This is a genomic window from Pedobacter sp. UBA5917 (assembly GCF_002432345.1).
Lineage (GTDB): Bacteria > Bacteroidota > Bacteroidia > Sphingobacteriales > Sphingobacteriaceae > Pedobacter.
This window is the reverse complement of sequence record NZ_DJDT01000250.1, coordinates 1-20031: the sequence shown is the minus strand read 5'-3', so window position 1 is coordinate 20031 and position 20031 is coordinate 1. Positions and strand designations below refer to the sequence as shown.

15 protein-coding genes and 1 pseudogene are annotated in these 20031 nt (G+C 41.7%); 5 read left to right on the top strand and 11 right to left on the bottom strand.

Translation table 11 applies throughout. From position 1 onward, the window contains the following. The 3 genes and pseudogenes from B2V92_RS16885 to B2V92_RS16875 form a co-directional block, all read right to left on the bottom strand. Nucleotides 1-318: pseudogene (locus B2V92_RS16885) on the bottom strand (succinate dehydrogenase); the annotation flags it as partial. A 38-nt stretch (nt 319-356) separates the two neighbouring features. Further along, entirely contained in the window at nt 357-1787 is a 1431-nt protein-coding gene (locus B2V92_RS16880; RefSeq protein ID WP_293310284.1) for an anion permease, read from the bottom strand. Nucleotides 1788-1796: 9 nt separating this feature from the next. Then, complete coding sequence (locus B2V92_RS16875) at nt 1797-2921, bottom strand: porin (RefSeq protein ID WP_293310282.1); 1125 nt, start codon at nt 2919-2921, stop codon at nt 1797-1799. Between the two features lie 302 nt (nt 2922-3223). Here B2V92_RS16875 and B2V92_RS16870 point away from each other — a divergent pair, with 302 nt between their 5' ends. Further along, nucleotides 3224-4777 (top strand): DUF5010 domain-containing protein, encoded by a 1554-nt coding sequence (locus B2V92_RS16870; RefSeq protein WP_293310280.1) that lies wholly within the window; start codon nt 3224-3226, stop codon nt 4775-4777. 143 nt (nt 4778-4920) lie between these two features. On the opposite strand, the gene B2V92_RS16865 is transcribed toward B2V92_RS16870, so the two are convergent. From B2V92_RS16865 to B2V92_RS16850, 4 genes are all read right to left on the bottom strand, one after another. After that, nucleotides 4921-6561, bottom strand: coding sequence for a hypothetical protein (locus B2V92_RS16865; RefSeq protein ID WP_293310278.1), 1641 nt, complete (start codon nt 6559-6561; stop codon nt 4921-4923). Between the two features lie 419 nt (nt 6562-6980). Then, nucleotides 6981-7262, bottom strand: a complete 282-nt coding sequence (locus B2V92_RS16860; RefSeq protein ID WP_293310276.1) for a hypothetical protein — start codon at nt 7260-7262, stop codon at nt 6981-6983. 12 nt (nt 7263-7274) lie between these two features. Beyond that, the gene (locus B2V92_RS16855) at nt 7275-7868 is read right to left on the bottom strand and encodes a sigma-70 family RNA polymerase sigma factor (RefSeq protein ID WP_293310274.1); all 594 of its coding nucleotides are present in this window, start codon (nt 7866-7868) and stop codon (nt 7275-7277) included. Between the two features lie 140 nt (nt 7869-8008). Beyond that, nucleotides 8009-9310: a spondin domain-containing protein gene (locus B2V92_RS16850; RefSeq protein ID WP_293310272.1), complete on the bottom strand. Its 1302-nt coding sequence runs from the start codon at nt 9308-9310 to the stop codon at nt 8009-8011. Nucleotides 9311-9435: 125 nt separating this feature from the next. On the opposite strand from B2V92_RS16850, the gene B2V92_RS16845 reads away from it, so the two are divergent. Further along, a complete protein-coding gene (locus tag B2V92_RS16845; RefSeq protein ID WP_293310270.1) occupies nt 9436-9876 on the top strand; it encodes a DUF417 family protein in 441 nt (146 codons plus the stop codon). Nucleotides 9877-10114: 238 nt separating this feature from the next. Here the strand turns inward: B2V92_RS16845 and B2V92_RS16840 are convergent, their stop codons facing one another. The 3 genes from B2V92_RS16840 to mnmE form a co-directional block, all read right to left on the bottom strand. Beyond that, nucleotides 10115-10912: an SDR family NAD(P)-dependent oxidoreductase gene (locus B2V92_RS16840; RefSeq protein WP_293310268.1), complete on the bottom strand. Its 798-nt coding sequence runs from the start codon at nt 10910-10912 to the stop codon at nt 10115-10117. Between the two features lie 13 nt (nt 10913-10925). Beyond that, nucleotides 10926-11735, bottom strand: a complete 810-nt coding sequence (locus B2V92_RS16835) for a helix-turn-helix domain-containing protein (RefSeq protein ID WP_293310266.1) — start codon at nt 11733-11735, stop codon at nt 10926-10928. 517 nt (nt 11736-12252) lie between these two features. Next, the gene (mnmE, locus tag B2V92_RS16830) at nt 12253-13614 is read right to left on the bottom strand and encodes a tRNA uridine-5-carboxymethylaminomethyl(34) synthesis GTPase MnmE (RefSeq protein WP_293310286.1); all 1362 of its coding nucleotides are present in this window, start codon (nt 13612-13614) and stop codon (nt 12253-12255) included. Nucleotides 13615-13963: 349 nt separating this feature from the next. On the opposite strand from mnmE, the gene B2V92_RS16825 reads away from it, so the two are divergent. Further along, nucleotides 13964-15088 (top strand): AI-2E family transporter, encoded by a 1125-nt coding sequence (locus B2V92_RS16825; protein ID WP_293310264.1) that lies wholly within the window; start codon nt 13964-13966, stop codon nt 15086-15088. Nucleotides 15089-15371: 283 nt separating this feature from the next. Here the strand turns inward: B2V92_RS16825 and argS are convergent, their stop codons facing one another. Then, nucleotides 15372-17144: an arginine--tRNA ligase gene (gene argS, locus B2V92_RS16820; protein WP_293310262.1), complete on the bottom strand. Its 1773-nt coding sequence runs from the start codon at nt 17142-17144 to the stop codon at nt 15372-15374. A 365-nt stretch (nt 17145-17509) separates the two neighbouring features. Between argS and B2V92_RS16815 the strand changes: the two genes are divergently transcribed. Together B2V92_RS16815 and ctlX are read left to right on the top strand one after the other, a co-directional pair. Further along, on the top strand, nt 17510-18955 hold the full coding sequence (locus B2V92_RS16815) for an arginine deiminase family protein (protein ID WP_293310260.1): 1446 nt from the start codon (nt 17510-17512) through the stop codon (nt 18953-18955). 120 nt (nt 18956-19075) lie between these two features. Further along, nucleotides 19076-19990 carry a citrulline utilization hydrolase CtlX gene (gene ctlX, locus B2V92_RS16810; RefSeq protein WP_293310258.1) on the top strand — a complete coding sequence of 305 codons (915 nt, stop codon included), beginning with the start codon at nt 19076-19078 and terminating at the stop codon, nt 19988-19990. Nucleotides 19991-20031 lie beyond the last annotated feature (41 nt).

Genomic DNA, 20031 nt, shown 5'->3' with positions numbered 1-20031 from the left:
CATATTCCTGCTGTTCCAGGAGCTAACTTTATCACGTTTATCGTACACATATTTTGTACCATTGGCTTTGTTATTTTTTGTGGTGATGAACAGAGAATACAAAGCATGGCTGATTAACGAGAGGTACAATACGTAAGAAATAATCTTGATCAGAATATTGCCCGATAGCAGATGTGAATACCAGTTAAACTGTTCCCTTGCTGCTGATGCGGGTAACAACAGCTGCAGATTGCCCAATAAATGGATAATCAGGAAAAAGCAAAGGAAAAGTCCTGTTGCTGCCATAATGAGCTTATAAATTAAGGTAGTATGTTTCATTATTGCCGCTGTTTAAAACGTGATTACTTTATGCCCGTTTACCAAAGTCCGATTACCTTCCACCATAAACCACCCACTAAAAACCACACCAGCAAAAACAATGTACAGATAAAAAAGCCGTGTTTCCACCAATCTTTAATATCAACATAAGTGCTTCCGAAAAATATTGGTGCTGGTCCGTGCCCATAGTGCGTTAAAGAACCCATTAAAGAGGCACAGGCACCCAGGAAAATAGCGAGCATGGTTCCGGGTACACCTACCGCAATACCAACTGAAAGAAAAACAGAGTACATGGCGGCGGCCTGTGCAGTTGCACTGGCGAACATATAGTGGCAATAGGAATAAACCAGAATAATTACAGGAAAGGCCATCTGCCAGCTCAAATGGGCCATTTTTTCACCTACCAAATGTCCGAACCAGCCAATAAACCCCAGCGAGTTAAGAAACGATCCCATCATCACCAATGATGAAAACCAGACAATTGTATCCCAGGCCCCTTTCTCTGCCTTAACATCTTCCCAGTTAAGCACACCACATAAAAGCAGGATACACAGACCGATTAAAGCACCGGTAGTTGCATCTATTGCAAACAGGTTTCCAAAAATCCAGAGCACGAGTAAAATCACAAAGGTGGCAATCATTAACCACTCTGGTGTGGTAACAGGCCCCATTTCCTTTAGCTGCTTTGCCGCTAAAGCCGGTGCTTCTTTGGTCGATTTTAATTCAGGAGGGAAAAACCGGTATAAAAATATGGGGATCAATAAAAAGCATACCAATCCGGGTACTATTGCTGCTACGGCCCAACTTCCCCAGGTAATGGTTATGCCCAGGTCTTTTGCAAATTTCTGCGCCATGGGGTTACTTGCGGTAGCGGTTAAAAACATTACCGAAGTGATCATATTGGCGTTATAACTGCTTAAAGTTAAAAATGCGCCTATTTTCCGGTGTGTTCGCGGTTCTTCGGGTACCGAGCCCATATTTACCGCAATGGATTTCATGATCGGAAAAATTACCCCTCCGGCCCTTGCGGTATTGCTCGGAATTGCCGGAGCGAGGATCAGATCGGCTGTATTTAACCCATAAGCCAACCCTAAAGGACTTTTGCCAAAAATTTTGATAAAACTATAGGCAATACGTGTTCCCAAACCGGTTTTAATAAATCCCCTCGCTATAAAAAACGCCAGACCGATAAGCCAGATGGTAGAATTACCGAAACCACTTAAAGCATTGGTAATGGATTTTGTGGGATCGCCCGGGGCAAGTACCTGCGTGGCGGCACAAAGCGTAATGCCGATAATGGCCATTGTACCCATGGATGCCGCTTTGGAGATAATGCCTACAATGGTTGCTACAAAAATAGCCAACAGGTGCCATGCATTGGGTTTTACACCTTCGGGAGCAGGAATTACCCAGATAATTACGCCAACGATAAGGGTAAGAATAAGCGATTTGAAATTTACTTCTTTCATGTTTTTAGGTTAAAAGCGTATCTGTAATTGAACATATCCGAGGTTATGGTTATAAGTGGTGGTAAGCGGCACCTGATTTTTAAACTTATCAATGGCTACGCCAACCTGCAGTGCGGCAAAAAAATCATCGGCAAAAACCAGCGATACATTTGGAATAACCGTTTGCCGTGGATTGCTGGCAAGCCTATAATTTTCATCAAGGTATTCGTAACGGCACGAAAATTCGACTGCACGGAGCCTTCGGCTGCCATGGTTAAGCCTTAATGTTGGGAAGAAATAAAATCCCTGCATTTTATATTCGCTGATATCCGGCCTTTCGGGTTGTTTATCGGCATTAAAGGCCAAAAAATTGGCACCGGTTTTATATTCGGTCATCAGCAACAAAACAAGTTTATCAGAAAGCGGGATCTTTGCCGTGGCATCTATTCCGTAGGCATTTCCGATATCGCTATCGGCCAAACTACCGGAGCCCACATTTACCCCAACGGTAAAATTCTTCAGCAGGTCGGTTTCTAACCTTGCATACAGGTTTTTCGTATTGTTATCGTCTGATGTCTGGTTTTTATTATTTCCGTTATAAGCGCCTGCGAAATACCGGAGTTTACCACTGGGAATTACATTGCCCAGCACTGAAAGTCCGGTTTGAAAACTCTGCCAACCGTTTTTACCAAAGGCATAATATTGATTGGAAAAATCGAGTGTACGGATAATATCTACCGCAACGGCATCTTCAATTCCAAAAAACGGTCTGAATTGCCCCGCCTGCAACTGAAAATATGGATTGAGCGAATATTTTATGTAGGCATTTTCGAGCACTTTATTACTGGGATCGCTGTTAAATTCGGCAAGATTGGCAAGTATATTGGCCGAAAAATGATCATTAATATCCCCTTTTACCATTACCCTGGCACGTTTTACCAGAAAAGTATTGGATATCGCCTTCGATGTTGCCGGATCAAATTGTTTGCCGTTAATGTCTACATCTTTATTTAAGGAAAGTACATAACGGGTTTGCAGCACGCCGGCAAAGGTCATTTTTCTTTTATAGGCCGAATAATTTTTAAGGGTATCGGTTAAGGTCGTTCGGTCTTTTTGCTGGGCACAGGCAAGCGAAATAAATCCCAGGTATGCCATGATTGTTAATCTGTAGCGTTTTTTCACGTAGTAAAATTTAGATGTGCTTATCCTAAATATAAACAGATATTTTAAAAAAGCCAACCGCATTGACATTTTTTAGACAAAAAACCTGACAAACATCAATACATTAACTACTACAAGCATGTAATCATACGTATTAATCAGGATAATACAAGCCCATCATTTGGCATTAATCATTTTTTAATTTTTTATTAACCACCTAAATTAATTTTATCACAGGGTATTCTTTTAATATCCAGAATACCAGCTAACCATCTGTAAACCTAAAAGTTAAAAAAATGAAAACATTTAACCTGGCTGTGTTAACGGCAGCTCTTCTCCTGCTTGCAGGATGTTCCAAAATGGAGGCCCCAAAAAACATTCCCAACGAATCATTGTCTAATTTAAACCCAAAGGGAATGGCTGAAATAGGCGAACCTTTATTTACACAATTTGTGGGATCTGTTGTGGGGTTTAATGGCACGGTGCGTTCAGGGGGCGGCCCAAACCCCACTCCTGCAGGCAACATACTTTATAACCTGCCCCTTTATAAATCTTCGGCAGCAGAAAACGACTGGTGGGACAACCTGGCCGAAGAATTTGCTTACAGCGGACAGGATTTCTTTGCCGCCAATTGCCGGGGTTACAGCCCCAATGTTCCAACGGTTGACCATGGCGATCCGCGGAAATTGACCAAACTTGTTGAGGCCATGGACCGCCGGGGAGTTGGCAGTAAATTTAAAATTGCCGTTTTCGACGATTGTCCGGCTTCATGGGGCGCCAACCGCAATGTAGATAACGGCCAGGGTTATCAGTCTACAAACCCTAAATTTAACTGTGGCGATACCGTAAATTATAAATACATCTGGGACCTGAACATCAAAACTGCATTTCAGAACATACCGGATGCCAAACGGTTTAAATACAATGGCAGGCCGGTGGTATTTTTCTGGAGCATTACTACCAATTGGGCCGACAATTATGGAAATGGGAACCTGAAAAAGATCCTGCAGTATATCCGCACCCAGTTTCAGGCTACATTCGGTCAAAATCCGTATCTGGTAATTGAGAAATCATGGATCGACCGCGACCCCACGGTGAACGATCCGGCAGTAACCGATGCTGTACACAACTGGTTCACCGTAGCTAACCCCCATACACTTTATACTTTTAATGGCGTAAAAGTAGGTTCGGGCGTGCCAGGATTCCGTGTGGTACAGGGCACCACCAATATGTTTATCGATGCCGATCACGGTCAGCGCTTTATTACCACCCTGAACGGCACCAGGGGTGCAGGCGCGGTACTTACCTTATTGGAAGGTTTTACCGATGTAGCGGAAAATGCGGCAATCTTCCGCAGCAAGGATGTTACCTATTACGATTATCCAAACCAGCGGATCAATATCCTGAGGCGTTATTCTAACGACCCCTACCCTACAACGTTAAAGGTTGAAGCCGAAGGTTGTGATTTTTTCAATGATGTAACACCTGGAAATAGCGGCGGCACTTTCCGTGAAGGTGATATCGATGTGGTAAAAACCGGCGATGTGCTAGGCGGCTGGCATGTAACCGCAGCACAGGCAAATGAATGGCTGGAATGGCGCGAGTTGCCGTTTAAGGCGGGCAATTCGAAGTTCGAACTCAGGTATTCTTCAAATCAGGCCGCCACGGTCAGGTTCAGTGTAGATGGTGTAGACCTTCCGTTGGTTACCGTACCTATCTCAGGCAATGGCGTGTACGCAACAATCGATGCAGGTACACAATCCATAAGCAATAACAGCCTCCATACGGTAAGGCTTAAAATTGTTTCAGGCTCTTTGGCCATTAATTATTTTAACCTGGTTAATTATTGATAAAAGGGGTATTTCGGTGGCGCATACTGCTGGCTTAAATAATGTGGCAAGCTAACATTTGTTACCGAAATACCTTTCCATATACCTTTCAAAAGCACCCAAACCAAAAAAAACGAATGAATTGGGCCATGATTTAACAATGCTTACAGATCTGCCAGTTGCAGCGTGATGGAACCGGACACAGGTTTTAGCTGAACCAATGCTGTATTTCCAGGTTTTGAGAACAATCCTTTTTTGGCTACCAATTGATAAGCATGTCCATCAAAATTATAACTGATCTGATTAGCCTGAACACCTATAAGTGGTACTTTAGCGTTTTCGCTAACCGCCAGTTCAAAATACCAGTTCGAAGCCGGAGTTCCCTTCGTTGTAATATTCATCGTATTTTCTTTCAGATCTATCTCAAAACTTCCCTTACCGCATGGCCACGAAATATGCACGGTACTAGCATCCACATTTGTAAATACCGGATCACCACCTTTAAGGGGTATAACCTCACCATTTTCGAGCGTTAACAAACGTAGGCCTGTAGGCTTGCCTGCCTTACCCCATTGAAAACCATCAACAACAGGTAATGTATAAAAAAAGCTTTGGTTAACCGTTGTTACACCCTTGAAATATTTATCCGGAATAGTTTCATTAAACAGGTGAATATCGGCAATGCGCATGGTCCCTTCTTCCCAAAGCAAATTGAGTCGGTAAAAACGGCTATTGTACCAGATGGTTTTCTTATCACTTTCGCCAAGGTCTTTGCTTACCGCAAATGTTGTAGCCGGCGTAACCTTATATGTTTTTTTAAACCATTCGCCCGATGCACCCATCGTTTCTACGCGTACTTTGCCTTCATCCCTAAGGCGGGCAATAATGGGCATCTGCATCTCTAAACCTTTTTTCATATCGTTCCAGGTAAATGAATTTTCCTGACCGGCCTGCGTATAATTAAATCCAAGGGAGGGATCATTTGCAAAACTATCGAAAAACCAGTTTATCCATTGCTCATTTCCACCTGCATGTTTATATACAGGTTCTAAGGTAGTTACCGAACGGCCATCGGCATATTGCCTGATCGGGTCGCTCCCCAACATCCTGAACACGGGCACCGGCAACTGTTTTTGCGTATGCTGAGCTGGCATATAGGCATTTACACGGCTCGGATAATAAGCCTGGTTCCAGTAACCGCCCCATAACGTGAAACCATCTGTACCTACCTGATCCTTGCAATTTGCCGTTGCCACGATGTGGTATTTGTCGTACATATAGTTTAAAGAGTGTGCATCTATCACCCACGAAGCAACTGATTTGGGGTAGTATCCAAATATTTTTTTAAAGTCGGCGAAATAAACATCTATGATCTTTTCGCGTTCAGCTGGTGTATAACCTACAGAGAACCCCACATCCGAATGCCAGTCCCAGGCATATTTCCCACGCCATTTGATACCGGCCTTTTCGATTAATGGCTGTGGGAGTTCCCACCAGGCACCAATTTCGAACTCACCTTTTGGCAATGTTTTTAATAATGTGGCGTAACGTTCATCAATCAGGGCATCGTACTGCAGTAAAAATGTTCCGCCAAGCTGATACTGTTTCATCAGTTTTATCTGGTTTACCACAGTTTCATAAAGCACATCTTTGGTTACATGGGCTTCCCGTGGTTCGATATCACGGATGAAATTAACAATATTGACTATCCGCGGTGAGGATGTTTTCTGCGCATAACAAAAACACGTAAATCCTACCAGTAGTAAGAGCGCAAGTGATTTTATAAAAGAAAATTTATTCATCATTTTTAATTTGCAACGGATGGTTTGCCACTACATAAACGTACAGCAGCCAGGTATAAACCAACTCATGATCCAAATGGCAAGCCCATATCCACTATTTCATCCTGCAGCAACAGGATTTTCAATTACTCCTGATCAGCGTTATGGGTATGGCTCGAAGTAAGGTTATCGTTTAGAATCCCCAATTTACGATGTTTACATTTGGTAAAAAACTAAATTATTGGAACTTTCTGATGAAAGCATCCTGTACTGTCCTGATCGGACCGATTTATTGAAGGGTTAATTATTCGGGTTCCTGCATTATCAAAAGAAGTTTAACCGAACAGTTTTTGAGTGGCCTATATTTTCAAAATGTTTCAAATAAACATTTGTTCCTGCTTGCAAAAAAAATCGCAGATAAAGGAACGACCTTAAAATCACTTTTAGTTTTTATCAAGTTTTTCCCTGATCTTATCCTCCATTTCTTCTTTAAAACGCTCATCAAGTTTCAGATCCCTGCGAACTGAAGATTGAAAGAGGTGATGTACCATTTTGTTTATGGCGATACTCTGCTGCATGAATGTGCGACAGATGGAACATCCGGCCAGGTGTATTTTCAGTTCGAGCTTTTCCCTGATGGTAATTGGCGCGAGCTGTTGTTTTTCTATTAAAAATGTTGCCTTGCGACAATTATAGGCTATTTTTTTGATCTCTGATGCTTTCATTTGATGATGGGATTAAATCCAGTTTTTTTGAAGACAGGACCTGAGGTTTACTTTGGCGCGGTGGATAATTACCCAAAAATTAGAGGAGGTAACCTTTAATTCTTTACAGATAACAGACGTTTCTTCCTCATCCATGTGTTTCATGGTAAAAACGGCGAGCCACAAGCCCGGTAACTTCTTCATGCATTTTTGCAGGATATCGGTAAACTCCCCGCTGATGAATGCATCGGGCTCTTCAATTCCCATTTGCAACGGCCAGTGCTCCAGCTTCCAGTTTCCCTGATCAGGATAAAAAAAATCTTCCTCTTTATCCTCTTCTTCCGATATTTTTATCTGCTTTCCAAGACTCTTTGAACGTTTACGATATACATCAATTACCTTGTACTTGAGTATTGCTGTTAGCCAGGTTTTTTCCGAACTGTTGCCCTCAAATTTATCTATACGTTCGAGGGCTGCCAAAAAGGTTTCCTGAACAAGATCTTTGGCAATTTCCTCATCATTAAGCCGGGATACCGCGTAGGTATAAAGATAATCAGCGTATTTGGCCACCCATAAATGGGGGTCGGTTAATTTATTGCCGATTGTTAGGTTTTCTGTATTTTCCATTTATGGGTTTTCAGGTAAAAGGAAAGATGCTGCATACTCTTAATACACTGCATCCTTTCCTTTTAATCATTACTAAAGCTAAGGCAGGTTACCTTTCAAAGGAAAGCATCTCCCGTTTAAAGCTTTAGGTTTTTTGATATTTATTGAAGGGTTACTCTAACAAAATTCTGGATATCAGGCAGAGTGGTAAACGGATTTGGATTAGGTACAAGGCTTATAGGTTTGCTTTCTGTTAAAGGGGTTCCGGCCAGGTTAAACTGGGTAATACCGGCACCAGGAAACTGGTCGAGCGCCGTTCCGTTATTATAAAGTGCTATGTTGGTTGATACATCACCTTTTTTCAGTGGATCAATCCCATCCGCACCACTGGCGAAGAACCAGTCGTTCGAGAAGCCGTACATGGTTGCTATAGCCACACGGTCTCCTTTTGTAACCGATAGTTCCTGCGAAACCCTGCACCCAGGCTGTCCGTTGATGGCTGGAAGTAATACGTTTGTTGTAGAAGCTGCAAGCACATAAACTGACTTAACACCAGTTTTTCCTTTCAAGAATGAAGCCAGTACACTGGCATCGCCTTTCTGGGCAAGGTCTTTAAGCCCCTGATTGCGATCGTTTTCCCCAACTTTATAAAGCGGATTATCAATCCCGCTGTATACAACAACCAAAACGGGTGAAAGCGGGGTAAATATTCCTGTTATGCTTTTAATATAAGTGGATAAAGGTCCGTTATCACCCATTTCCGCGATCCAGGTTAAGCCATTTGCACTTGGCTTATCTTTCATATATAATGGAGCTGCATTCAGCAGGTTTCCACCAACTATATAGGATACCGACCAAACTCCCGGACTTAAAGGGGTTTCATTGGCCGTTCCGCCGGAAGTATTTTCGATGGTGAGGGCGAAAAGGGAATTACCGTTATACTTTAGTGTGGCCTTAATTAATTTGGATGCAGCAAGATAGGTATTGCCCTGGGCATCGGTTGCATTTACTTCGGTAATATTCCTGCTTTCCGCAAGTCCGGGGTGCGAAACAGTGGTGCCGGGTTTCTGGTTAATACGGGTACCGTTATCCCATAATTTTACCTGTGCAGATACATCTCCCTCGATAGGTGCGCCATAACTGCTGTAAACCTGAATACCGGGGTTTTCGGGTGCAAAAAACAGATCGTTAGAAGCGCCGTACATGGTAGCGAAAGATACGGCTTCTCCTTTTGCTGCAGAGAACTGGATGGTAACGGACTGTCCGGGTAAGATCAGGGGTGATCCCCCTCCCTGAAAAACACCCGATTCGACCAAGGGTTTCGAATTAAGAACGTTTTCAACTGAAATGGTTGTTTTTTCGCTTACCGGATCGGATAAAGGGGAATTGTCTTTTTTACATGCTGTAAAGGCTGATGCGAGCACCGCAAGGGCGGAAATGACTGTTATTTTCGTGCTGTTCATATTTGTTTTTTCTCCCTTTGTCGGATCACATTTCAATTCCTTACAAAAAAATAGAGTAAATTTTTATAAAAAAACAAATACCCTGTAAGGTTCTATGATCCTTCGCGACCAAACAATTAAAAAATATGAAAACTAATATGGATTTAAGAAAATCGGGATATACTCTGGGAGTGGTTTCGGTAATCATTGTACTTTTTTGGATCGGGATTTTAAAATTCACCCCTGCAGAGGCCATGGCTATAAAAGGATATGTATCGCATAGCTTTTTTATGAGCTGGTTATATAATATCACTTCGGTACAGGGGGTATCCAATCTGATCGGGGTTTATGAAATTCTGACCGGTATATTGCTGATCGGATCCTTCTGGAACAGACGGATAGGAGAAATTGCCGGTTATCTCACATTGATCATTTTTCTCTCAACGCTAAGTTTTTTACTAACAACACCAGGGATATGGAAATTGAGCGATGGGATTGTTGTAACAGATTTTTTTGTGGTGAAAGACCTTGCCTTTTTAGCTGTTGCGCTGCAGGTGATTGGGAGTAACAGAAAATCAGCAGTTTAAGTAACTCGGGCTAACTGCAGTAAATCGAAAATATAAGAATTGATCTTCTGATTGGGATACGAACCAGCCTGTTGCAGTTTATACCTAAATCCGGAAGATAAATATCATGGTATTTATCCTGAAATAGCTTGGCCATAAAAAATGGCAAAAAACAAAATGTCAAAAACCATAAGCAATAAGGCTTATGGTTTACTTTTGATCGCACAATCAATGGCTAAAAATCTTTAAAACCATTGTATTACATGCACCTGATGGTTCCTCCATCTACCCTTAGTGTTGCTCCGCTTACATAATCTGCATAAGTGCTACAAAGATATCCTACCGCTCCGGCGATTTCTTCGGGCGTTCCGAACCTGCCCGTATCATTAGGGATCAGTTCCTGAACGGCCTTGTACTTGATCTCTTCCAGATCAGTGCCCCAACCAAATTTAGGTGCTGCACTAACGAGCCAATCTTCTACCATTGGATTGATAATTGCACCTGGCGATACCACATTTGAAGTTATACCGGTTTCTTTTAACTGCCTGGCCAGTGAGATAGATAGGTTGTGCCTTGCGGCCAAAGTAGCGTTGTAGTGTGGCTGCTCTTTGATAGGCTGTATACCCAGGCCGCCACCGATATGCACAACCCTGCCCCAGCCCAGTGTTTTCATCTGGGGCACCAATCGCTGGATCATTCTTACGTAAGATACTACGTTATTGTTATACATATCTGCCCAGTCTGAGGTACTGGCATCTCCCCATAATTTATGGGAGGTAGCTCCGGCATTATTAATCAGAATATCGATCTGACCATTTTTAAGGGCTGCTTGTGCAACCGCATCGGCACCTTCGTCTGTTGTTAGATCACCGATTGCAATATCAGCTGTACCGCCGCTATTGATGATATCTTCGCTCACTTTCCTTGCACGTTCTTCATTACGGCCGTGCACAACAACACTGGCTCCTTCCGCAGCCAACATTTTAACTATAGCCTCTCCGAGGCCCGAACTCGATCCCGTAACAAGGGCGCGTTTTCCTTTTAAATTTAAATCCATATCTATTTTCTAATTATTTTCCGTGTGTGGGCGCTATCCCAAAGGCTTTTTTATATGCGTAAGAGAAATGCGAGATATCTATGAAACCAAGCTCCTGGTATATTTCCGTTGGTCGGGCAAGCCGCTGTTCTATCAGATAACGTGCTTCGATGAGTCGTTTACGCACCAGCCACCTGCTAGGGGTGGTACTGAAGAGTCTGGCAAAATCCCTTTTAAAACCGGAAAGACTGCGGCCGGTCAAAAATGCAAACCTTTCCAACGGAACGTTATACCGGTAGTGGCCGTTCATAAAAGCTTCGAGATCAAGTTTACCGGGAGCGCTAAATTCAAAAAGCATCTTTTTGATATCGGGATCTGAATCTGCAAGGATCAATACCAGTTCCTTTGTTTTAAGCTGCAGGATATCCTTATCCAATCCTCCACCAGCCAAATAAGCATTAAGGGTGTCCACAAAACCTTTCAAAAGCCCCTTATCCTTCAACAGCTTTACGCCTTCTCCATCATAATGTTCCCCGGCTTTAAAACCATATTCCCTCGAAATTTCTTTCAGGGTATACTGGTCAATATGTACTGCTATTGATTTAAAGCCGTCAGACTCGGTACGTTTTACATATTTTGTTAATTGGTTCCGTTTAAAAAAACGGTAATCACCTGCTTGGAAAAAATATTTCCGTTCCCCTACCCACACCTCATGCGTACCACTAATGATGTAGCTGAAAATATGATCTGAAACGAAAGCCTCACCCTCTATGTTCTTACCAAAATAAAGATTCTGTAAAAGTTTTGGAGCGAGAAGAGGTTCCTGGTGTGCTTTTGCCTGCATAACGTCTTATTTGAAATTTGAAAAACAGCCATATCGTGTGGTCTGTTTGTGATACAAATTTCGGCAATCTTACGGTACCCAGTTTTGTTTAAACGTCCAATTTTATTTGTTCAAACGTTCATCTTCTTCGAAGACAATGTATCAAATTGGAAGAGCACTTATTCAATAATCGATACGGGACTTAAAAATAGAAATTTCTAAAAAGACGATATCGGCAATATCGAAAAGCTACTGAACTATAATGCTTTTAATCGCAAGTGCTCTTAGAGCGCGCTAATCTTACTTAAATTCGGAAAATTATTTTGCGGCTGACATAAAAAAAATAGCTAAAAGAAACACAACTATCACATTGCTCAATAATCGGCCTTTGGTTTGATTTGGAATGCAATAACAGTTTGAAAACGGACCAAACGCTATTTCCCTGAAATACCTATACAGTTAAGTCAAACGAATTAAAGTAAAAAACCTAGTTCGATCGATTAAAGGACCAACAAACACATAAACAACTAATAATAAACTACTTGCCGATACAGAACTTCGTAAAAATATTCTCCAACAGGTCATCAGTTGTTACCGTACCTGTAATCTCACCAAGGTAATGTAAAGCCTGCTTGATATCCATGGCCAAAAAATCGGAGGTTACCGGATTGTCTACATTTGCCAATACCCTTTGCAAAGCATTTTCCGTTTGTTTAAGGGCCTCTACATGCCTGATATTGGTTACCAAAGTTTCGCTGGTATTAATATGGTGCAGATTTACCTGTTCCAACAAAGTGGTTTTCAGTTCGTCGATACCCAATTTTTCTTTTGCGGAAATGAAAACCGCATTCAAAACTTCGAAAGCTTTGCGTTGGTCTGCCGAAATTAGATCGGCTTTATTCATAAGAATCAGATATGGAATGGCCAACTGATCTAAGCCCCTCACCTGTTCTTCAATCTCAGGAATGCTTTGAGCAGCATCGGCCATATAAATGATCAGTTTAGCCTGTTTCATTTTTTCTAAAGTCCGTTCTACACCCAAGGCCTCAATAATATCGGCTGTATCACGAATCCCAGCGGTATCGATAAAACGGAAAACAATGCCACCAATGGTTAGCTCATCTTCAATGGTATCGCGGGTGGTACCGGCAATGTCGGATACAATGGCACGTTCTTCATTTAACAATGCGTTTAACAGGGTCGATTTTCCAACATTGGGTTTACCGGCAATTACAATCGGCACACCGTTTTTGATTACATTTCCCATCTCGAATGAAGAAATGAGCCTTTGCAGAACATAATTGATTTTATTAACCAGATTTTTCAATTGCTCACGGTTGGCAAACTCCACATCTTCTTCAGCAAAATCGAGTTCGAGTTCAATCATCGAGGCAAAATGGATCAACTGCTCACGCAAGCCCTTTAATTCATTGGCAAAACCACCGCGCATCTGCTGCATAGCCACATCATGCGAAGCTTTCGAATTTGAAGCAATTAAATCAGCCACGGCTTCTGCCTGACTTAAATCGAAAGCACCATTTAAAAAAGCACGCAAAGTAAATTCTCCGGGCTTGGCTGCACGCGCACCCTTGCTGATCAACAGGTTAATAATCTGCTGGATAATGTAATTAGATCCATGACATGAAATCTCGACCACATTTTCCTTCGTATACGATTTCGGCGCAACAAATAAACCCGCAACTACCTCATCAACAATATGATCGCCATCTTTAACCAGGCCAAAATGCAAAGTATGGGTTTCCTGCTTTTCTAAATCCTTTCCGGCAAAAACGGTATTGGTAAGTGAAATCGCATCCGGACCCGATAAACGGATCACGCCAATGGCGCCCGAACCCGAAGGAGTAGACAAAGCAATAATGGTATCTTGATTGTTGTTCATGTGCTGTAATAAAGCTGCAAAAATAAGCCTAATCTGCGGGTATATCGTGTAAGGGAAGTAATTTTTTTCGAGATGGTTCATTTGCCATTCGTTTATTGGTCAATAGTTTGATAGGTCATGGTTAATGGCCAGGCCCCTTCCAAGCCTCTCACTCAAAATTCATTCATTCGTCATTGGTTCATTTGTGTATGGTTAGTAACCTGGCGATCGATCGACTTTGGACTGCATTCAAAACGCCAATCTCCTAACGCTAGCCGCTATACATTATCCATCTTACCTCTTCCATTTTACATCAAAACCAAACTTTTTCACAACGATTATGTTTAAATCTTGTTCAGATAAACTTTTTATGACTAACAATCTACCACTAACCGTTAAACGATCTATTGAATTATTGGGACTGATGGCCATTGTAGCGGTAATGGTAATCGGACGTGATATTATCATGCCCATGTTGATGGCGTTTTTCATCAGCATTATGTTATTGCCCATTTATCGCTTTTTAAGAAAAAAGAAATTTCCGGAAACACTGGCTATTATTTTACCGATTTTGCTGGTTGCACTTTTTGTAGCTTTGATTGTTTGGTTCTTTTCCAATCAGATCGGTATTTTGGTTAAAGATTTTCCACAGATCAAGGCCAATGTAACACAGCACATCAATTCCCTAAGCGATTGGATCAGTCGCATTACCCATTACGACGATAAACAGCAAAAAGCCTTCATCCAAGATAAAAGCGACGACTTAATGAATATGGGAACTTCGCTTGCGGGCAGCACCGCGGTAACCCTGAGCGGGATTTTTGTGTTTATCGGCCTCTTGCCTATTTACATCTACCTGATGCTTTTTTACAAGGATATTTTACTTCGCTTCATTTTTATGTGGTTTAAAGCCGACGATCATCCGAAAGTGAAAGAGGCCATTTACGAAACCGAATCGATCATTAAAAGCTACCTCATCGGTTTATTGATCCAGATTACCTATATGACGATATTATTGGGTGGTATTCTGATGCTGGTCGGTATTAAACATGCTTTGTTAATCGGCGTAATTTTTGCCATTTTAAACCTGATCCCTTATGTTGGCGCATTAATAGGCAACGTAATCGGCGTATTGCTCACCCTTACCTCATCGCAGGAGTTGTGGCCGGTAATTACCGTTTTGGGTGTAATTGCTTTCGTTCAGTTTCTGGATAACAATATATTAATGCCGAGGATTGTAGGCTCTAAAGTAAAAATAAATGCTTTATTTGCCATCCTTGGTGTATTTATCGGCGGAAGTATCGCGGGCGTCTCCGGAATGTTCCTTGCCCTGCCTATTGTGGCTGTATTGAAAATCATATTCGACCGTACCGAATCATTTAAACAATGGGGTGTACTATTGGGTGATGAACGTCCGGCCAAAAGCCCGATGATGTTTCCCAGTTTTAGGAAAAAGAAACCTGTTGCTACTAAATCAGGGTTGGAAGGGAAGTGAGTTGGGAGTTTTGAGTTGAGGGTTCAGAGTCCCTAGTCTTTAGTCTTTAGTCTTTAGTCTTTAGTCTTTAAATAGAAAAGAAAAAGCATCGCAAGGTTTAACCAAGCGATGCTTTTTCTTTTTATTGTCAATCTGAACGTAACTTGTCCCGAATATGCGGGAGTGAAGAATCTTTTAATCAGAAGATCCGTAGATTTCTCCATTTCACTACGTTTCAGTTGAAATGACGAATCGGTGGGATCGCCAGACGCCCTACCCCATCATCCATCTCACCTCTTCCATCTTACATCCTTTCAGGCGACGTAATTCCCAAAATCAGCATTCCTGCATTGATCACATCTGCTGTTTTTTTGCTCAGGTTTAAACGGAACTGTTTTACTTCACCTTCTTCGGTTTTTACGATCGGAGGCACTTCATGATAAAACTTGTTGAACAGTTTTGCCAGTTCGTATAAATAGTTGGCCAAACTCGCCGGACTATAAGCTTTAGCGGCAATCGCAATTTCTTCTGGATATTTAGCCAGTTGCAAAATCATTTCTAATTCTACTTCAGATATACCCGAAAACTGTTCACTGCCAACTGCAAACTGATAATTCGATTTGCTCAACAACGATTTAATCCTCGCATGTGTATACTGGATAAAAGGCCCGGTATTTCCCTGAAAATCGATACTTTCGGCCGGATTGAACAATAAACGTTTTTTCGGCTCCACCTTTAAAAGGAAATATTTTAAAGCGCCTAAACCAATATTTTTATAAAGTTCTTCTTTATCTTCTTCGCTAAAATCGTTGGTTTTACCCAATTCTTCCGTTTTTTCGCGGGCAGTAGTTACCATGCTTTCAATCAGTTCGTCGGCATCAACAACCGTTCCTTCGCGACTTTTCATTTTACCGTTCGGTAAATCAACCATTCCGTACGATAAATGGTATAAACCTTTCGCCCAGCTTTTACCCAGTTTCTCCAAAATCAGGAATAACACTTTAAAATGGTAATCCTGCTCATTACCAACCACATAAATCGACTCATCCATATTGAAATCGTCGTGTTTCATTTCTGCGGTACCCAGATCCTGTGTAATATAAACCGAAGTTCCATCTGCACGTAAAACAAGTTTCTGGTCTAAACCATCAGCAGTTAAATCAATCCACACCGACCCATCTTCTTTTTTAAAGAAAACACCTTTGGCCAAACCTTCTTCAACCGTTCCTTTTCCTAGCAGATAGGTATTGCTTTCGTAGTAAAACTTGTCAAAATCAACTCCAAGGTTTTTATAGGTGATATTGAAACCCGCATAAACCCATTCGTTCATCGTTTTCCAAAGCGACACCACTTCTTCGTCGCCCTGCTCCCATTTCAAAAGCATTTGCTGTGCCTCTTTAATCAATGGTGCATTTTTCTTGGCCTCGTCTTCTGATTGTCCTTCTGCTTTTAAAGCATCGATTTCCTTTTTGTATTCCTTATCAAAAATCACATAGTATTTTCCAACCAAATGATCGCCTTTCAAACCGGTACTTTCTGGTGTTTCTCCATTGCCCCATTTTTGCCAGGCAAGCATCGATTTACAGATATGGATACCACGGTCGTTAACCAGGTTTACTTTTATCACATCGTAACCATAAGCTTTTAACAGTTCCGAAACCGAATAACCCAATAAATTATTACGTACGTGGCCTAAATGGAGCGGTTTATTGGTATTTGGTGAAGAATATTCGACCATTACCTTTTTTCCGTTCGGAGCATAAACACCAAAATCTGGTTTTAAAATTTCTTCGTTAAATTGTTTTAAGAAATAGCTTTCGGCAATACTCAGGTTCAAAAAACCTTTAACCACATTAAATTTGGTTACATCGGCTACATTGGCAACCAGGTATTCACCAATTTCATTTGCAGTCTGTTCCGGCGATTTCTTCGATATTTTGGTAATCGGAAAAACAACAATTGTTGCCTGTCCTTCAAATTCCTTACGGGTTTCCTGTATGTTGATCACACTTTCAGCAACTTCTTCCTGATAAAGTTCGAGAATGGCTTTCTGTGTTGCGGCAATAATAAAATTCATGTGCCAAAAATAGAGAAAAAAGTCCGAAGTCGGGAGTCCGGAGTCCGAAGATTTTTTGGCTAAAAGTTCATTTTTTTCTGTTTTCAAGGGTTTGGAAAGATGCTGTAGTGCTAATCGGATTCGATAGTCCTTCTTTCCGCTGTAGTCCCGATTCTTCGAACCGGGAGCTGCCGCTTCAATAAGGTTTAGGGATGTCGGTGCAGTGCAAATAGAAAAAGTCCGATGTCAGGGGTCCGAAGTCCGAAGATTTCGCGTCAAAGTTTATACTTTCTACGAGTCAATTATCCGTAAACATCTTCGGTCTTCGGACATCGGACTTTCGGACTCTCAAAAATTCTAATAGATTTGTAACAACTAACTTATTTATGAACGAGCAGAATCAAAACTTTAAAGTGAGCGTAAACACCGAAATTGGCAGGTTACGCAAATTATTGATACATAGTCCGGATAGCGGATTGGGAAAAGTAGTACCTTCTAAAGCGCAGGATTGGCTTTTCGAAGATATTGTACATTTAGATACCATCCGTAAAGGCGAATACGATTATTATATAAAACTGCTGATGTATTTTCTTGATCCAGATAAGATCAAAGGGAAACTGGCCGAAATAGATTCGGAAGCATCAGACCGTAATTTTTATAAACCTAATCACCCCGATTTTCACAATTCAAAATCTGTAATCGAAATCCAGAACCTGCTGAGCGAAATGCTCGAAAGCGAATCAATCAGAAAAAAACTGGTTGCCGCGGTTTGCGCTATCGAAGGCTGTACCTATAAAGTACAGTTAGAATTAACCAATACCGATCCGAAACAACTGGCCGAAATTTTTATCTCCGGAACACTGGCCAACGATACGATGATTTTTGCGCCCATCCCTAACCTTATTTTCACCAGGGATGTAGGTACCACCATCAATAACCACATTTTATTAAACAAACCGGCTAAAAAAGCACGCGTGCGCGAAACGCTTTTAATGCGTTATATTTTCTTTAACCATCCTTTATTCGAAGGTTATAGAAACAACATTTTGGAAATCCCTGATGTTACCATGCACTTTTTGCGTCCCGGCGATGAGCCTGCTTTCAGTACCACTTTAGAAGGTGGCGATGTGATGATGGTAAGCCCCAACCACGTACTGATTGGTTGCAGTGAAAGAACTTCGGAGCACGGCGCCAACGAAGCCATTAAATTATTGTTCGATCAGGATGTGGTAGAAAAGGTAACAGTAGTGAAAATCCCGAGCAAACGCGATTATATGCACCTTGATACCGTTTTTACGCAGGTGAAACGCAATACCTGGGTAATTTTGAATTCGATTGCACATTCGCCAAAATACAATCCTTACGAGCCGATCAACTTTTTAAAAGAGCCTGAAAAACTGGAGGCAACTACAGCCATTCAGTTTACAAAAGCCAACCCACAGGAGCCAAAACACTTTGAACATGTAGAAGCTTTGCTGAACGATATTAGCCAGAACGACTTAAAAAGCACCGAACCGACTAAAATCATCTACAGCGGAAACAATTTGTTCCCATACGATTCGCGCGAGCAATGGACAGATTCATGCAATCTTTTGGCCATTAAAGAAGGCGTGGTTTTGGGTTACGATAGGAACGATAAAACTGTTGAGGCCTTTAAAGCGGCAGGCTTTGATGTTGTGGATGTAAAAGACCTGGTACAGGATTTAGAAAGCAGCAAAGTAAGCGCCGAAACCATAACCGATACACTGATTTTAATGCCTTCGGCAGAATTATCACGTGCACGCGGTGGTTTCCATTGCATGAGTTTGCCGATTTTAAGAGACAACCTTTAAGGTTTAAGGCGTAAGGTATAGGGTTTAAGGTTCAATTTGCCTATATCATAAATGTCTGATATTTAATGATTTTTGGGCGGTATGCAACCTTAAACCTTCCGCCTTTTACCTTATACCTTTATGCAAACGACAAACCATATCCTCATGATCCGCCCTGTTGATTTTAAATTCAACGAGCAAACGGCAGGAAATAATAAGTTTCAGGTTGCTTCTACCGAGAGCGATGTACAAACACAGGCATTGAAAGAGTTTGATGCTTTTGTTGATTTGTTGCGCAAAAATGATGTTGATGTTACCGTAGTGGATGATACTTTGGAACCTGAAACGCCCGATTCTATCTTCCCGAACAATTGGGTTTCTTTTCACGAAGATGGTTCAGTATACCTGTACCCGATGTTTTCTGAAAACCGCAGGTTAGAACGCCGTAGGGGAATATTGGATGGATTGAAAGATAAATTCGAAGTAAATCATGTTAGCGATTTAAGTTTTTACGAACACCAGCATGCATTTTTAGAAGGAACAGGAAGTATGGTTTTAGACCGTATTAATAAAATAGCGTATGCCTGCCTAAGTGTGCGTACCGACGAAGAAGTGCTGAACAATTTTTGCATGCTTACGGGATACGAGCCCGTGGCTTTCCAGGCGGTTGATGCTACAAATTTCCCGATCTACCATACCAATGTAATGATGTGCATAGGCGACAACTTTGCGGTAATCTGCCTGGATTCGATTAAAGACGCTGAAGAAAGACTGAATGTAACCATCAGTTTAAAAGGTACCGGAAAAGAAATTGTAGAGATCAGTTTAGCACAGATGAATAAATTTGCAGGCAATATGCTGCAGGTAGCCAATGCAGCCGGCGAAAGTTTGTTGGTAATGTCGGAACAGGCTTATTTATCGCTAAATGCAGAACAGATTACTGCCCTCGAACAGTATAGCAGGATTATTTATGCACCGCTGTATACCATCGAAACAAATGGCGGTGGCAGCGCAAGATGTATGTTAGCTGAGATACATTTACCGGGTAAGAATTAGTTTTCTCCCCCGCCATGTTCCGTGGTTCGTGTCTTCACGAA

Coding starts and splice junctions, on each gene's coding strand:
- B2V92_RS16880 (WP_293310284.1), bottom strand. CDS start 1,787: ATGAAAGAAGTAAATTTCAAATCGCTTATTCTTACCCTTATCGTTGGC.
- B2V92_RS16875 (WP_293310282.1), bottom strand. CDS start 2,921: ATGGCATACCTGGGATTTATTTCGCTTGCCTGTGCCCAGCAAAAAGAC.
- B2V92_RS16870 (WP_293310280.1), top strand. CDS start 3,224: ATGAAAACATTTAACCTGGCTGTGTTAACGGCAGCTCTTCTCCTGCTT.
- B2V92_RS16865 (WP_293310278.1), bottom strand. CDS start 6,561: ATGATGAATAAATTTTCTTTTATAAAATCACTTGCGCTCTTACTACTG.
- B2V92_RS16860 (WP_293310276.1), bottom strand. CDS start 7,262: ATGAAAGCATCAGAGATCAAAAAAATAGCCTATAATTGTCGCAAGGCA.
- B2V92_RS16855 (WP_293310274.1), bottom strand. CDS start 7,868: ATGGAAAATACAGAAAACCTAACAATCGGCAATAAATTAACCGACCCC.
- B2V92_RS16850 (WP_293310272.1), bottom strand. CDS start 9,310: ATGAACAGCACGAAAATAACAGTCATTTCCGCCCTTGCGGTGCTCGCA.
- B2V92_RS16845 (WP_293310270.1), top strand. CDS start 9,436: ATGAAAACTAATATGGATTTAAGAAAATCGGGATATACTCTGGGAGTG.
- B2V92_RS16840 (WP_293310268.1), bottom strand. CDS start 10,912: ATGGATTTAAATTTAAAAGGAAAACGCGCCCTTGTTACGGGATCGAGT.
- B2V92_RS16835 (WP_293310266.1), bottom strand. CDS start 11,735: ATGCAGGCAAAAGCACACCAGGAACCTCTTCTCGCTCCAAAACTTTTA.
- mnmE (WP_293310286.1), bottom strand. CDS start 13,614: ATGAACAACAATCAAGATACCATTATTGCTTTGTCTACTCCTTCGGGT.
- B2V92_RS16825 (WP_293310264.1), top strand. CDS start 13,964: ATGACTAACAATCTACCACTAACCGTTAAACGATCTATTGAATTATTG.
- argS (WP_293310262.1), bottom strand. CDS start 17,144: ATGAATTTTATTATTGCCGCAACACAGAAAGCCATTCTCGAACTTTAT.
- B2V92_RS16815 (WP_293310260.1), top strand. CDS start 17,510: ATGAACGAGCAGAATCAAAACTTTAAAGTGAGCGTAAACACCGAAATT.
- ctlX (WP_293310258.1), top strand. CDS start 19,076: ATGCAAACGACAAACCATATCCTCATGATCCGCCCTGTTGATTTTAAA.